Annotated in this window: 12 protein-coding genes; 6 read left to right on the top strand and 6 right to left on the bottom strand. The window is 40.8% G+C overall.

Annotated elements, in window-relative coordinates:
- Positions 1-18: 18 nt before the first annotated feature.
- The 6 genes from cobN to IAE19_RS10610 form a co-directional block, all read right to left on the bottom strand.
- Positions 19-3,993, bottom strand: a complete 3,975-nt coding sequence (cobN, locus tag IAE19_RS10585) for a cobaltochelatase subunit CobN (RefSeq protein WP_320159416.1) — start codon at positions 3,991-3,993, stop codon at positions 19-21.
- 4 nt (positions 3,994-3,997) lie between these two features.
- Positions 3,998-5,935 carry a TonB-dependent receptor domain-containing protein gene (locus IAE19_RS10590; protein WP_200460900.1) on the bottom strand — a complete coding sequence of 646 codons (1,938 nt, stop codon included), beginning with the start codon at positions 5,933-5,935 and terminating at the stop codon, positions 3,998-4,000.
- A gap of 87 nt (positions 5,936-6,022) precedes the next feature.
- Positions 6,023-7,231, bottom strand: coding sequence for a zinc metallochaperone GTPase ZigA (zigA, locus tag IAE19_RS10595; protein ID WP_200460901.1), 1,209 nt, complete (start codon positions 7,229-7,231; stop codon positions 6,023-6,025).
- Between the two features lie 8 nt (positions 7,232-7,239).
- Positions 7,240-7,659 (bottom strand): Fur family transcriptional regulator, encoded by a 420-nt coding sequence (locus IAE19_RS10600; protein WP_227612242.1) that lies wholly within the window; start codon positions 7,657-7,659, stop codon positions 7,240-7,242.
- A gap of 11 nt (positions 7,660-7,670) precedes the next feature.
- Positions 7,671-8,423, bottom strand: a complete 753-nt coding sequence (locus IAE19_RS10605) for a D-Ala-D-Ala carboxypeptidase family metallohydrolase (protein ID WP_320159418.1) — start codon at positions 8,421-8,423, stop codon at positions 7,671-7,673.
- Between the two features lie 567 nt (positions 8,424-8,990).
- On the bottom strand, positions 8,991-9,764 hold the full coding sequence (locus IAE19_RS10610; RefSeq protein WP_200460903.1) for an AraC family transcriptional regulator: 774 nt from the start codon (positions 9,762-9,764) through the stop codon (positions 8,991-8,993).
- A gap of 94 nt (positions 9,765-9,858) precedes the next feature.
- Here IAE19_RS10610 and IAE19_RS16780 point away from each other — a divergent pair, with 94 nt between their 5' ends.
- The 6 genes from IAE19_RS16780 to IAE19_RS10640 all read left to right on the top strand — a co-directional run bounded on the left by IAE19_RS16780 (position 9,859) and on the right by IAE19_RS10640 (position 15,005).
- Positions 9,859-10,755 carry a DMT family transporter gene (locus IAE19_RS16780; protein ID WP_200460904.1) on the top strand — a complete coding sequence of 299 codons (897 nt, stop codon included), beginning with the start codon at positions 9,859-9,861 and terminating at the stop codon, positions 10,753-10,755.
- 467 nt (positions 10,756-11,222) lie between these two features.
- Entirely contained in the window at positions 11,223-11,636 is a 414-nt protein-coding gene (fur, locus tag IAE19_RS10620; RefSeq protein WP_200460905.1) for a ferric iron uptake transcriptional regulator, read from the top strand.
- Between the two features lie 124 nt (positions 11,637-11,760).
- A complete protein-coding gene (gene folE2 / locus IAE19_RS10625) occupies positions 11,761-12,663 on the top strand; it encodes a GTP cyclohydrolase FolE2 (RefSeq protein WP_200460906.1) in 903 nt (300 codons plus the stop codon).
- Positions 12,657-13,076: a phosphoribosyl-AMP cyclohydrolase gene (gene hisI, locus IAE19_RS10630; RefSeq protein ID WP_200460907.1), complete on the top strand. Its 420-nt coding sequence runs from the start codon at positions 12,657-12,659 to the stop codon at positions 13,074-13,076. Before folE2 ends, hisI begins: the two co-directional genes overlap by 7 nt.
- A 23-nt stretch (positions 13,077-13,099) precedes the next feature.
- Positions 13,100-13,660 (top strand): carbonate dehydratase, encoded by a 561-nt coding sequence (locus IAE19_RS10635; protein ID WP_200460908.1) that lies wholly within the window; start codon positions 13,100-13,102, stop codon positions 13,658-13,660.
- The gene (locus IAE19_RS10640; RefSeq protein ID WP_200460909.1) at positions 13,650-15,005 is read left to right on the top strand and encodes a dihydroorotase; all 1,356 of its coding nucleotides are present in this window, start codon (positions 13,650-13,652) and stop codon (positions 15,003-15,005) included. The genes IAE19_RS10635 and IAE19_RS10640 overlap by 11 nt, the downstream gene beginning before the upstream one ends.
- Positions 15,006-15,093: the final 88 nt, after the last annotated feature.

Raw genomic sequence — 15,093 nt, forward strand, 5'->3', positions numbered from 1 at the left:
AAATTTCCCTGAATTTTTTTAAGATTTTCGATAATGGATAAGTTGACCAAATGCACCTATGACCAAGAACAGTAATGCCCCCAGCCAGACCCATAACAGTTCATGTTTTATCTGAGTTTTAGGCTGGATCTGTTTTAAGGTATGACCCTGTACTTTCTGGACTTTCGGCTGCACCAATGCAGATGCTCGAACTGCCATTTGTGGTGCTATAGCTGTTTTAGGCTGTAAGCCCTGCCCTTTGACCAGTGTATGTGGTAGATGTGGCTGTTTTGCAGCAGGTTTTGATGATGCAGATGCAACATCCTTAACCATTTGCTGTAACTGTACCTGCGTTGCTTTCGGTGCATATGATAACTGTTGTTCTACAAATTGCTGGACACGTTTTGATTCAGGTTTTACCTGCTGGCTTTGTTGCAACTCCTTAATGGTTTGTGCCAGTTGCTGGCGAGTCTGCTCATCAGCCTGCCAATAGTCCTGACGGATGGCTTCCGCCATACGGTTCATTAGCTGCAACTGTGCTGACGGATTTTGCTGTGCAAACCATTTTTTAATGCCCAGATCACGCTTATCCAGTACATAGGTATCATACATGTCCTGCCACTGGTCAGCCCGAACTACATTAGGATCAGTGACATTCCAGCCGTACAGGTTATTGGTGGCGTTTAAAATTTCTAGCGTTCCTGCATAACCTTCTTTTTGCATGCCCTTAATCCATTGGGGATTTAAATAACGGGTACGCATTTCATCTGACAGGAAATCCTTTAATCCCGTTACCTCAGAGGTGTTCTGACGCAGGTCAGTAATCAACAGTTCAGGCGATTTCCCTTGTACAGCCCGAATCGCTAGTGATAACCCACCGAGATATTCAAAGGAATGATCAGTCGATAATACGCCCTGCACATTGGATGAACGTGACATAATGGCGACATCCACACCTTTCAGGTTTTCTGCAAACAGGTTTTTGGGGGTGGCCTCGCCCCATGTTTTATCACCATAAGCATATTGCAGGTTATTCAGAAATGTTTTTGCCAGTTCCTTATCATCCTGCCACGTATCGTATTTCAGGGTATGTCCCGTCAATCCTGAACCATATTCACCTGGCTTGTTACTAAATATCCTGAGTTGCGCTAAAGCTCTGGCCTGCTCTGCTGAAATGTCCTTTGTAATCAGTTGTGCTTGTAGCTGTTGCGTATGCTGATACAATTGGTTATCAGGCTCATTCAATGTAGAAAGCTGCCCGATGGCTTGTGCCAACAAGCGCATAAATATGTCGAACTGATCCCGATAAACGCTCGTGGCCTGTATCACCACATCAATACGGGGCCGCTTTAATTGTTCCCTTGGAATAATTTCCAGTCGGGTGACACGGCCTGCATTGTCCCAGATGGGCTTGAGTCCCAGTGCAGCCAATACCTGCGCCTCGGTCACACCCAAATGGCGAATGGTTTCCGATGACCACAGGCTAAAAGCCACTTTTTTGGGATATTGCCCCACATGTTTTTGCTGATATTGTGCAATCAGTTGATTAAAGGTCTGTTGGCCAGTTTCATAGGCTGACTGACTTGGCACTTTATTGGCCTCAAACGCATACAGGTTCCGCCCACTGACACTTTGCGGCTGGCGCACAGGATCACCACCTGTTCCTGGCAATACAAAACCTCCCTGCATGGCATTGAGTAAGCTAGTCATTTCCTGATCAGCCGATAAATCGTTAAAATTACGTTTAGCCTGTTGTAGAAATTGATTCAGTTGATCATTGATGGGCATTTTTTCAGCCTCTTCATCAGGCTGATTGAGCAGATAATGCGCTAGCCAGCGATAAGCCAACGTATTCTTGATTTCACTTTGCTCAATGTTAAATACCTCATCGGGGTCCTGTTTTAAGGCTTCAAGATATTTAGGCCCTAGTTGTTGCATCACAATCACAATACGTTGCTCATCGGTGGCATTCTGGCCAAAATGATGTAGGCCCAGAGGTATATGTTGCTGGGCAAGATGATGTAAATGATCATGCAATTGATTAAAAAATGCAGGAAAATCCTGTCTGATTCGTGCCTGTGTCCAACCTAAATCCTTGGCAATGCCACTTTTTTCTACCATTGCCATTAGTTCTTGCTGGGTTTGTTGTTTGACTGAACCCTCATCCAGTTGAATATATTGGTGAATGACTTCGTGAATATCCCGCAACTCATCATATAAACCTGATGGTGACAAAGGGGCAGTTTGATGGCTAATCGTGACGGCACGACCACGACGCTTGGCCTGTAAGGCTTCGGCCACATTGTCCTGCACATAAGGATAGAAAATGGGCAACGCCCCAGCGGTCAAGTACGGATAATCAGCATAATCCAGACCACGGTCCTTGCCTGGCAACCATTCCTGTGTGCCATGTGTACCTAAATGGATTAAAAGATCATTATTTTTTTGTAGATATAAATAGGTCGCCAAATAAAGCGGGTCAGGGATGGCATCTTGCGAATGATAATTTTCCCCCAGTTTACTGCTTCGGGGTGGCTGCGCTAAAATCTGCATATTACCCACCTGCAAACATGGAATGGCAAAATAATCCTGTTGGCCTTGCTTTACTACTGCCCAGTGCTGCCTGATCTGGCTGGCATCGGGAAGCTGTTTCTGCCGTTCCGTAGGTAAAGTTTTTAGCCAATCCAAATAGCCCTGTACAGGAAAATAAGCCACCAGATGTTGCTGTTGTAATTTGTCCAGTTGTTGATGATCATAATAGACCGACAATAATGCCTGTGCTTGCTGAATAATCTGCTTTTCATTCATTTCAGGGACTTGATAGCCCTGCTGAATCATGGCTTGCTGGATATTGAGAATACTGGCTGGCACATTCAGATTTGAAGCAGACAGGTTTTTGGCACCCACTGGATAGTTCCAGTACATGAGTGCCACTTTTTTGTCCGCATTATTGAGATGTTTCAGTCTGGATAACGTTAGAATTTTATCCAGTAGTAGATTGACTTGTGGTTTTAACCAAACGTCCTTGCCGTTTTGCTTGCTGGACAATACCAAAGGATCACTAAAGCCCCATGTTTCAGGCACGGACAGAAAAATAGCCGCCAGTTGGGCTGGAATGCCCGAATGGGTCTTTTGCCATTGTTCGGTATCACCTTGAAAGGTCAAGGTCTGAATCATCGGGGCATTGATTTGGCTAAGTTCATTCACCAGTTTTTGCCCTTGTTGAACATGGGTCATATTGACCAGTGCATCGACCTGAATATCTTTCAGATAACTGGACAATGGCATCTTGGCCTGCGACTGTTTCCATAGCAGTACCATCGGCACAATCTGTTTCTGCTCGGCAAAGGCGATCAACTGATCTATTTTTTCAGTGGTCAGGTCAGTAACTGTACTGGGAGAAATGATAAAAACAGCTTGTGCCATAGGCCTTTGTTTAGAACGATAGTTATTGTTATACCATTCCATATATTCGCTGGCATGAGCAAAATATTGTTCAGCCTGAGGATGATAGACTGCAATAGCAGGCAACTGTTGCACCTCGGTAAGGCTGACCTTGCGTTCACTATGCCAAAGCTGCACTGCCTTAAAAAAATGATTGAAATTCAGGAGACCGCCATTGCCATACAATTGTTGCAAATGATGGCCAAAATCCTGCGGCAGTCCTGCAATTTTAGGTGAACCGCCACCTGTGATTAGGTAGGGTTTCTGAAAGGTATCCAGTTGCTGCAGCACTTTGCCTTCCACCTCCTGACGGTCAGATGGCCGAGGTACATCCAGCAACACCAGATCACTTTGCTCAAGTACAGACATCAAGCCCTGTTCGTTCTGGCTGACATTCCAGTCAAGCAGCCTGACATTTTCCTTGGCTGCAAGCACTGCCAACTTTTCAAACTTGTGATCTTCGACAAAATCATTATGCAAGACCACCACCTGTGTGGCGTATGCCATCTGGATAAAACACAGTAGCAACAGGCTAACTAGGCTGCCCCTATTCAAAAAATGCATGAACATACCGCTAGAATCTCATATTAAATCCGACAAAATAACGACGCCCTGCATCAGCAAAGCTATAGCTTCCAGCTTCCTCCCGAGCCAGATGCTCATCCCCAATATTTTCAATACCTGCATTCAATGCCCAGACTGAATTGATTTGATAATCTGCATAGAGATGCCACAAGCTATACGCAGGTTGATCAGGTACTGCACTGCCTTGATATTGCTTGCTCAGGTATTGATGTCTAATTTTGGTCTTGAATTTATCATTGATCTGCCAGGCCAGTGAGGTATTGAACTGATGGCGTGATCGCCCCTCCAGTGCTTCCCCTGTCGTTTCATCCTTTGCATCCAGATAGGTATAATTGACATTGAGTGCCCATGCAGGGTTGATCTGGTAATCACCCGTCCATTCCACACCCTGAATTTTTGCCTTGGTAATATTGACATAATCCAGACAGACCTTGCCCCTAACACCACAGGTTGAACGACGCACGGTATCAATCAGGTCATCTACATCATTCTGAAACCAGCCTACAGAGCTTTCAAAATCACCATAATGGAAATGCAGACCAAGCTCATAGGCCGTATTGGTTTCTGGTTGTAAATCTGGATTGCCATAAATAATGCCACGTCCGCCCATCGCAGCATTGGATTCATAGTCAGGTGACAACTGTTTTAATGAGGGGGCCTTAAAGCCTTTGGCAATACCGCCACGTAAGCGTATATAATCATTAAATTCAAACTGGGCATTAAATTTTGGACTCATTTCCCAGCCAAAATCATCATGAAAATCGCCCCGTGTCCCCAGTACAAACTGGGTTCTATCATTCAGTTTCCATTGATCCTGTAGATATACACCATAGTGATTTTGCCGCGCCTTATGTTTTTTATTCACTGTCGGATCATGCAATTCTTCACGACGAAGTTCATTACCCATCGTCCATCGATGTGCGCCCGTATCAAACTGTAACTGGGTAGAAGCAATATCGTCCAGCATCCTGATCGGTGTCACCACCTCTCCGCCATCAGTGCGTTCAGTTTCACGATATAACTCAGAGCGATATAATTGTACTGTACTTTTGCCCCAGTCCCAGTTGCCCTGATGCTTGATGCCGTAGCGAGTGCGTTCGAGTTCATCATTGGCCTGATAATAGCCCTTTGAGGTACCACGAAAGTCTTGCCGATCTTCCCGACCATGTTCCAGAATCAGGTCAATCGCCTGTTGACTGGTTGGTTGCCAATACAGCCCAATATGTCCCTTGATATTTTTTTGTTGATCCTGATCCGCCAGATTTTGGTCAAAGGCATTTTTGAGTAAATCCCGATGCCGATATTCTGTCCATAAATTGATGCCCAGTTTATCTTGAATCAGTGGTCCCGCCAGATAGGCACTACTTTTATATTGGCCACCGCCCAAATCAGCTTCATTCCACATGCCCTGTGTTGAAAATGAACCTGTCCATGCATTGGTCGGCTTGCGGGTAATCACATTGACTACACCACCCAATGCTTCTGAACCATACAGTGAAGACAATGGCCCACGTACCACTTCAATCTGTTCAATCGCTTCGGCAGGCACCCAATTCAATTCTGCATCAGAATGGGCAATCGCTGAAGCCGATGAATTAATACGCTGACCATCCACCAGAAACAGGGTATGTTCAGTATTCATACCCCGTATCGAAATACCTTTTCGGTTTAGACCAACCCCAACCTGCTGCAAACCAACACGGTCATCTAGCACATCGGCCAGATCATTGACATAACGCTCCCGCAATAACTGCCCGTTCACCACATCGGCACTGACCGCTACATCATGCAAGCTTTCGTTATTCGCTGTTGCAGTGACGATGATTGTGTCCAATTGATGCAGTCGCGTATTTTTCTGAACATTTTCTTCAGCAAAAGCAGGAGCACACAATGTCCCTAAAACATATACCCAATATCGATTACACATAAAATTAATTTAAAACCCCTAAAATATATGTTATAACATAACATTAGTGAGTTTTAAAGAATCAGGTGATATGGCAAATGAATAACACTAGCCCCAATTTGGAAAAGGATTATCAAATTTTTGCCATTGTTCAGGACCCTGTGCCATTTCTGCATCAGTTAATAAACATTGCTCAAATTGCTGGATAAGTCCTTGTTCATCCATTTCCATACCAATCATCACAATTTCCTGTCGTGCATCGCCTGTACTCGGATGCCAGTTGCTTTCAATCGCTGCTATGCTTTGAGAATCTTGGGGCCAGTCTTCCTGCGGTACAGCTGCCCACCAATATCCTGCTACACTATGTCTTGCCATAGCACCTGCCTGAGACCATGTGCCCGCCAGTGTAGGATCAGAGGCCAACCAAAAAAAACCTTTGGAGCGTACTACACCTTTCCACTCAGAATGGACAAAGTCATAAAAGCGTTGTGGGTGAAATGGTCGTCTTGCCCGATAAACAAAACTACGAATCCCATATTCCTCTGTTTCTGGCGTATGCTCACCACGTAACTCTTTTAACCAGCCGGGTGCCTGAGAGGCTGCATTAAAATCAAAAAGGTTAGTATTAAGTACCTTGTCTAAATCGATTTTACCAAATTCAGCAACTTCAATTTTTGCTCTAGGATTGAGTTTATGCAAAATAGCAAAGAGTTGCTGTTTTTCCATAGCAGTAATCAAGTCAACTTTATTGAGTACAATGACATCACAAAACTCGATTTGCTCAATCAATAGATCAACTACGGTCCGTTCATCTTGTTCACCTAAAGATTCGCCCCGTTCCTGTAAATAATCTCGGGAACTATAATCTTTGAGGAAATTAAAAGCATCTACCACTGTCACCATGGTATCTAAGCGCGCAAACTCATTGAGTGAAATACCCTGTTCATCTTCAAAAGTAAAAGTTTCTGCTACAGGCAAAGGTTCAGAAATACCTGTGGATTCAATGACCAGTTGATCAAAACGACATTCCTGAGCCAGACGACGAACTTCAACCAGTAAATCTTCACGTAAAGTACAGCAGATACAGCCATTACTCATTTCAACTAGTTTTTCATCTGTACGTGATAATTCCGCACCACCATCTCTTACTAAGGCTGCATCAATATTCACTTCCGACATGTCATTGACGATGACGGCAATACGTCGACCCTCACGGTTATTGAGAATATGATTGAGTAATGTGGTTTTTCCCGCGCCCAAGAAACCTGACAATACTGTCACTGGTAATTTTGCGGGAGTGGCTAAAGGTGTATCCATTGGCTTTCTCACTTTTTCATGTTGATTTCATCTTTATGTCTGGAACAACATAAAGCACATTGCCCCAACAGCTCTAAATGCTGCTGTTTAACGTTAAAATGTTGAGGTTGAATAGATTGTTCAATGACAGGTCCAAGTTGAGGTAAATCAACACACTGTACTTTTTGACATTCAGTGCAAATCTTTAGTAGCTGATAAGTAGGCTGAGGATGTTGGCATTCATGTGCCAGATACATATTGAGCGCATCGATTTTAACGATCAGTCCATAATCCATGAGTTTTTTCAGAATACGATAAATCTGCATTGGAGCATGAAAACCAAAGGGTTTTGCCTGATCCAACAGGGCGTAGGCACTCATGGCCTTATTTTCAGTTTGTAGTATCTTTAATATGGTCTGTTGTGCAGAGCTAAGTCCGATATTAGTCATACACTTTTCCTTTATTTAATATTGGTGGACATATTTATAAGACAGGGAGAAGAGGTACTGTGATGATCAACACCCCAGGTACGATAGCCAGCACTGTCAATATGGATTTGACCCGATGCATAAACACCTAACCCCATCTGGAGATTCATTCCCTGTTCTTGCCAAAACTGACAAAGTTTATTTTTAGTCTGTTGAATAATGACCTGTTCATCTGCCAGGGGGTGGGCTGAACCAATACGGAAATCCAGAGCTGCATTAAAGACATGCCTGGAAGAATCCGCTCCACCTGCACAACGGTTTAAATTAAAATTTCGATAGACCGAGGTCACTGTAAAGTCATCTAATATTTTGTGATCAACCAACTGTTTTAAAATCTGTAGTGTTGGAACGATGTTTGTCCATACTTCTCTTGGTGGTATCTCAAACTCTTGGGCATTACACTTTTGCCAATCTCTAGCGGTTTGAAATAGCTCAAAGTCTGGGGCGATATTATCTAAGTGGTGTTGCCATAAGAATGATTTATAGGCTTTTACCTCCTGTTGGTTATTAGATTGATAAAGCCAATCCAGATAATTTGTTGGAATCGTTTTCTCTGATACTTTTATAGATGGAATAACCTGTTTTTGTGGCACATTTGTGCTTTCTTTGGCAGCTGAGGATTTAGTGATTAGGGGCAAAGAAATATGCGATGTATGCTGTCCTATTTTCTGCTGATTACATGCAGAAAGAAATAAAACCAAACAGGAAAAAAATACTCGTTTTATCATAACCCATCACTGCCCAGAACATTCATAAAGGCATAATGTTCTCTCGCCTTAATTGTTGTTATGTTATAACATAACAACAATATTTAAAAGTCATTCTCACAATGATGTCATGATTTTCTTCTGATACATTTCCAATACATTGAATGATATTGAATTTTATTTATTGCCTGGATTTTCTAGGAAACAGGAGCCCAGATTTATATATTTATAATTCGGAAATTAGTTCTAAAATTTGCTTTTAAACCAGCAATGCCAATACACGTTCCATTTTCAGATTTAAGAAGAATCGCCTCTCATGACAGTATTGCCGCAACAAAGTCATTTATGGCTCTTAATGCATGTTGGCTTGATGAAACAACCTTAAACTGTTATCAGTACAAAATTGGGTAATGGTAAGCCTTGTCAACGAATTAACCCACAAATATGCAGTTTGTAATTTGCATCAAATGTACGTTTGGTTTGGATCATGTTGAAATCCTGATTGCAGTGAAATTATATCTCTATATCACAGTCTGATTTCATTAGAGCATTACAATGACTAAAACCTTTCAATAGAAATTTTGATTATTTATTTTTCCTGTACTGATCTGGTGTCATTCCTGTTAGTCGTCTAAACATATTTATAAAGACTGATGGGGATGAATAGCCTAATTCCCATGAAATTTGTTGTACAGTTAGTCCTTCATTTAACCCTTCAAATGCTCGCATGTGCCTGACTCTTTTTTGCCATTCACCAAAGCCAATCCCTAGTTCCGCAAGGCATTTTCTTTCGAGCGTTTTGGCAGTCATATGAAATTGTTCTGCAACTGCCTGTGTAGAACGTTTGTCCCTTAAATTTCGTTGTACCTCATTAAGAATCCCACCAAGAATTTCTGAGTTAGGGTATGGAAGATAGGAATCAATAACTTCTGCACCTTCTATTTGATCAAGTGCAACTTGAGCCATAGCTAATTCTTGTCTTGTAGTCGGTAAGCGAACTTTAATCCTAGCAAACTCATTTAGAATAGCCTTGAGTAATTCACTTATAGACATTGCACAGGGCAATGATTGAAGTTTCATAGAAAATTTTTCTGAAAGATAAATACTACGGTAAACAGACTCAACCATATTAAAAGATTTGTGTTGTAGTCGAGGGGGTATCCATACTGCGTAGTGTGGTGGTGATAAAAATTTCTTTCCAGCTACTTCTACATGCATCAAACCTTGGGCAACAAAATTAAACTGTCCCCATGGGTGAGCATGTTCAACCCATTCAGCTACTTCTAAGTTTTGGTGACGAAAATATATATCCCCATCAAACATGGAAAATGTTGGGATACCATCACTTCTCACTATCATGTCGTATTACCGTGATCAATTGTCTCAATAAAATGATTTTCGTTCATTGCTTTTAAGTTAATAATAACATGAAATTCTGTGATGGATAAATGATGTGAACTATATATTTCCGCTATTGGCTGCCTTATTATGGGGAGGCAATACAATAGTTACAAAGCTTTGCTCAACAGTAATAAATCCTATGGAAATTGGGTTTTACCGTTGGTTAGTTGCTACCATCATATTAACACCGTTTGTTATTAAAACGGTTAGTGCTGATGTAGTTAAGTTAAGGCCATTAATTCCTAAATTGGTATTACTGGGATTCTTGGGAGGTGTGATTTTTCAAAGTTTAGCATATTACGCTGCTCATTACACAACCGCCACAAATATGGGAATTATTCAATCCCTGATGCCTATTATGGCTATCATTCTTGCAATTACTTTTCTTGGTTACATTACTAATTGGGGTAGCATACTAGGAGTCGTTGTATCTGCTATGGGCGTTGTTGTCGTTGTATCCCATGGAGATTTAACCTTATTGATTGAACATGGCATTAACTTTGGGGACATGCTTATGTTATTAGCGACACTAGCTTTTGCCTTGTATGGATCTTTTGTGCATAAGTGGAATTTAGACATCCCTTTACTACATTCCGTTTATATTCAATCAGTTGCTGCAACCATTATACTTTTCCCATTATTTTTAATAACGCCTAAAAGTCATCTTAGCTTAGAAGTTTCATTTTATATAGGGTTTGCTGGTATCGCCGCCTCAATATTGGCACCCATGGTCTGGATGCATGGTATTGCAAAAATTGGTGCTGCTAGAGCCTCTCTGTTTTTTAATTTGGTACCTGTCGTTACAGCTATTCTTGCAGTATTTTTCTTGTCTGAGAAAATAACAACAAGTGTATTAGTTGGTGGGGGGATTGCAATTATTGGAGTTGTAATGGCTGAGACTTTCAGGTCGCAAAAAAATTTAAATAATTCAAAGGTAGGTAAAACATGAATAGTATCTATTGTTTGTTATAGATAATTATGTTTTAGTATTATTATGGTATGTTGCACGAATCTATCATTAAAAGCTTATTTAGCACTAAATTTAACTGTGTAGTTTATTACATAGCACTCTTAAATTTGGAATACATTATTCTAACTTAAAGAGTGCATTTTTAAATGCAGAATTATTTTCAGTTTAAAATATGAATAATTTTAAAATGATGTCCATGTTATATACAGCATAGTTTTTTGATTGATCTTAAAAAGTGACCAGCTAGAATAAGAATGGGTGTTCAAATCGTTATTGACTTTGCAAAACTCTACGTTTAAGTAAATCAGCAAGCATGAAGCTGTATAACCATCGGCTAAAATACATAATTGAAACACACTCTTTCAAATTCATGATCAGTTTTATAAATTGATATGATATAACATAACAATAATATATTTTAGATTGTACAAGAGAGTAAATTGTAAATGGCTATTACCAACCAAGATTTAAGAAAAGCAGGCCTTAAGGTTACCTTGCCCCGTATTAAAATTTTAGAATTATTGGAAAATGCAATTCCTCATCATCTTAGTGCTGAAGATATTTATAAGAAATTACTCGAACAAGGAGAAGATGTGGGTTTAGCAACTGTATATAGAGTTCTAACCCAGTTTGAAATGGCAGGCATTGTCCAACGGCATAATTTTGATACGACTCATTCTCTATTTGAAATCAAACAGGAAACCTCTCATGATCATTTAGTCTGTCAACGTACTAATCAAATCATTGAATTTAGAAATGAGGACGTTGAACAAAAAATACATGAAATTGCTGAACAACATGATTTCGTTCTTACAGGACATTCTCTGATCCTTTTTGGTTATTGTCGAAATAAAAGTTAACTAAAACAATAATTTCAATCATTTAAATTTATAGTTTTAACCTAATAATAGTATTACAAGCTAGTTATTTTAAAAATTAAGTGTTATGTTATAACATAACACTTATTAACTTGATTGTTGTAATATGACTTCAAAGCTTCCAGACATCTCCACTGAACATTCGGCCTTATCCCATCCCTACTGTTTGGATTGGGTAGGTATGGAAAATATTGCCCTTCCTCTATATCTACATAATACCCCGTGCGCATGTAAAGTGAATGCCTATGTAAGCCTAGATGATCCAAATGCCAAAGGCATTCACATGTCTCGACTATATACCCGCCTGCTGGATTTAGCTGCAACACGGGATTTGACCTTAAAGCAGTTACAACATGCTTTACAAGATTTTCTGCATAGTCATCAGCAGCTTTCTAAACACGCACGTATTGTTATTCAAAGTGAACTTCAGATAGAACGACCCGCTTTAATTAGTCAATTATCAGGATGGAAAAGCTATCCATTTAGTTTGTCATGTGAATTAAAACAACAATCTTTTCAGGCAGAGTTGACACTGGAAATTCCTTATTCTTCTACTTGCCCGTGTTCTGCTGCATTGGCACGTGACCTGATCCAAAAAAGTTTTCAGAAAGTTGTTCATTCTCAGCAATTAGATATCACAAAATTGGATGACATTATCGCATGGCTTGGTAAAACTGATGCGATTGTTGCCACCCCTCACAGCCAAAGAAGTTTTGCCCAACTAAAATTTAAGCTGCCAAAAAACTTAGACACAATCCCATTTATGGCATTAATCAACCATGCTGAACAAGCTCTGGCCACACCTGTGCAAACAGCTGTAAAACGTATTGATGAACAGGCATTTGCCTTGGCGAATGGACAAAATCTGATGTTTTGTGAAGATGCCTTACGTCGTTTGTTTTCCGCCTTTGAGGGTTATCCCTATATCTCAGGTTTTCATTTCAAAGTCATTCATGCGGAAAGCCTGCATGCGCATGATGCGGTTGCACAAGGCTCATGGCAATGGTGAGTCCATCCATCTTCCTACAAATGGAACAGGGAAAACTAGGACAGTCTTATGACTTTGCCACAGTGATTGAGGCAATCCCTTGGAATCAGAATGGTTTAATCACAGCGATTGCCCAAGATATCCATACTAAAGATGTGCTGATGCTGGCATGGGTCAATCGTGATGCTTTAGTAGAAACCTTAACAACAAAACAAGTCTGTTATTGGTCACGCTCTCATCAACGTTTATGGAGAAAAGGTGAAAGTTCTGGACACAGACAGCAATTAATTGAGGCCAGACTAGATTGTGATGGCGACAGTATTTTGTTTTTAGTCGAACAGACAGGAGCTGCATGTCACACCTATCGCCCTACCTGTTTCTATATTGGCTTAGCAAATAAACAGGTCACCATTTTAACTGAACCGATGCTTTAATTTATATTCAACCAAGTGATGCTATGATTCGTAAAAATCCTTCTGGTAATCTTCCTGTAATTGACCAATCCGCTTATATCGACCACACCGCCATTATTTGTGGCAAAGTCATGATTGAAGCCAATGTTTTTGTTGGGCCTTATGCGGTGATTCGTGCCGATGAAGTCGATGAACAAGGTGAGATGCAACCGATTATCATCGGGGCAAACTCCAATATTCAAGATGGTGTGGTAATTCATTCCAAAGCAGGGGCAAAAGTCACGATTGGACGTAACTCATCTATTGCGCATCGTTCGATTATTCATGGACCTTGCGAAATCGGTCATCATGTTTTTGTTGGCTTTAACAGCGTACTGTTTAATTGCAAAGTCGGTGACCATAATGCTGTGCGTCATAATGCTGTAGTTGATGGCCGAGATTTACCTGCACATTTTTATGTTCCTGCCATGAGTTATATTCATGCGAAAACTGATTTAAGCCAATTTCCACCGATTGATATTTCCATCAGTGAATTTTCGGAAAGTGTAGTTAGTACCAATATTGAGTTGGTACAGGGTTATAAGGCATTGCAAAATGAATTTTAAACAGTTACCCGATCTCATTATTCGCAATGCCAATATAGTGAATGAGGGACATTGCCAGATTCGAGACGTTCTTATTCAGCAAGGACGGATCAGTAAAATCCAGCCTAGCATTACAGGAATCCACAATACCAAATCTATAGAGGCAAATGGTGCATGGCTTATCCCCGGCATGATTGACGACCAGGTGCATTTTCGTGATCCAGGTTCACCACATAAGGGGAGTTTTGCTTCAGAATCTATGGCAGCGGCTGTAGGAGGCATTACCAGTATAATGGATATGCCAAATACCAATCCACCTACACTTGATCTAAACACTCTACAGCAGAAAAAAGAAATTGCCACCAGACATAGCATGACCAACTATGCTTTCCACTTTGGAGTAAGAGCCGATAATTTAGCGATTATTGAGCAGCTCGACCCTAAATTAGTCAGTGGGGTAAAGGTTTTTATGGGAGCCTCAACAGGCAATATGCTGGTGGATGATCCACAAATTTTGGAACGCTTATTTGCCAATGTTCCCACCATTTTGTTGACACATTGTGAATATACCCCACACATCAAACAGCTTGAACAACAATTTCGTCAAAAATATGGTGAGGATATCCCTGCGGTTTTTCATCCAAAAATTCGGGATAAACAGGCCTGTTTTGAGAGTTCACGTTTAGCCGTTTCCTTGGCAGAAAAATATAGCACGCAATTACACGTTCTACATATCACCACAGCCAAGGAGTTGTGTCTATTTAAGAATCTACCTTTGGATAAAAAAAATATTACCGCTGAAGTTTGTATTCATCATCTCAGTTTTGATGATAGTGATTATGCCAATTTAGGGCACCTGATAAAATGCAACCCTGCCATTAAAACCACACAGGATAAACAGGCGTTGATTGATGCTGTTGCCAATAGCAATCGCCTGGATATTATCGGTACAGACCATGCACCGCACACATGGCAGGAAAAACAGCAATCATATTTTAAAGCCCCATCAGGCTTACCTTTGGTACAACATGCCTTACCTGCCTTAATGGAACTGGTCGCAGACCAAAAGCTTTCGATTGAAACACTAGTACAGAAAACCTCACATCAGGTTGCTGATTTATTTCGTATAAAAGAACGGGGGTATATCCGTGAGGGTTATTGGGCAGACTTGGTCTTAATTGGGGAAAATCGGAATCAACAGGCTGTTTCAGAACAACTGAATTTTATGCGATGTAACTGGACACCTTTTCAGGATAAAACTTTCCGTTATCTGATCGATAGCACCATTATTTCTGGGCAACTGGCATGGCATCGGCAACAGCTTTTTCTAAATTGTCGAGGACAGGCATTAGAGATTGACCGCTAGCTTTTTAATTGATTGATTTTGATTTAGACGATTTTTTATGAATATTCAACTTTCTTTACTTGGCACATCACACCAGCTTGAATTGCCA

Origin of the sequence: Acinetobacter sp. S40, from assembly GCF_016624705.1 — a bacterium.
In the GTDB taxonomy this organism is placed as follows: domain Bacteria; phylum Pseudomonadota; class Gammaproteobacteria; order Pseudomonadales; family Moraxellaceae; genus Acinetobacter.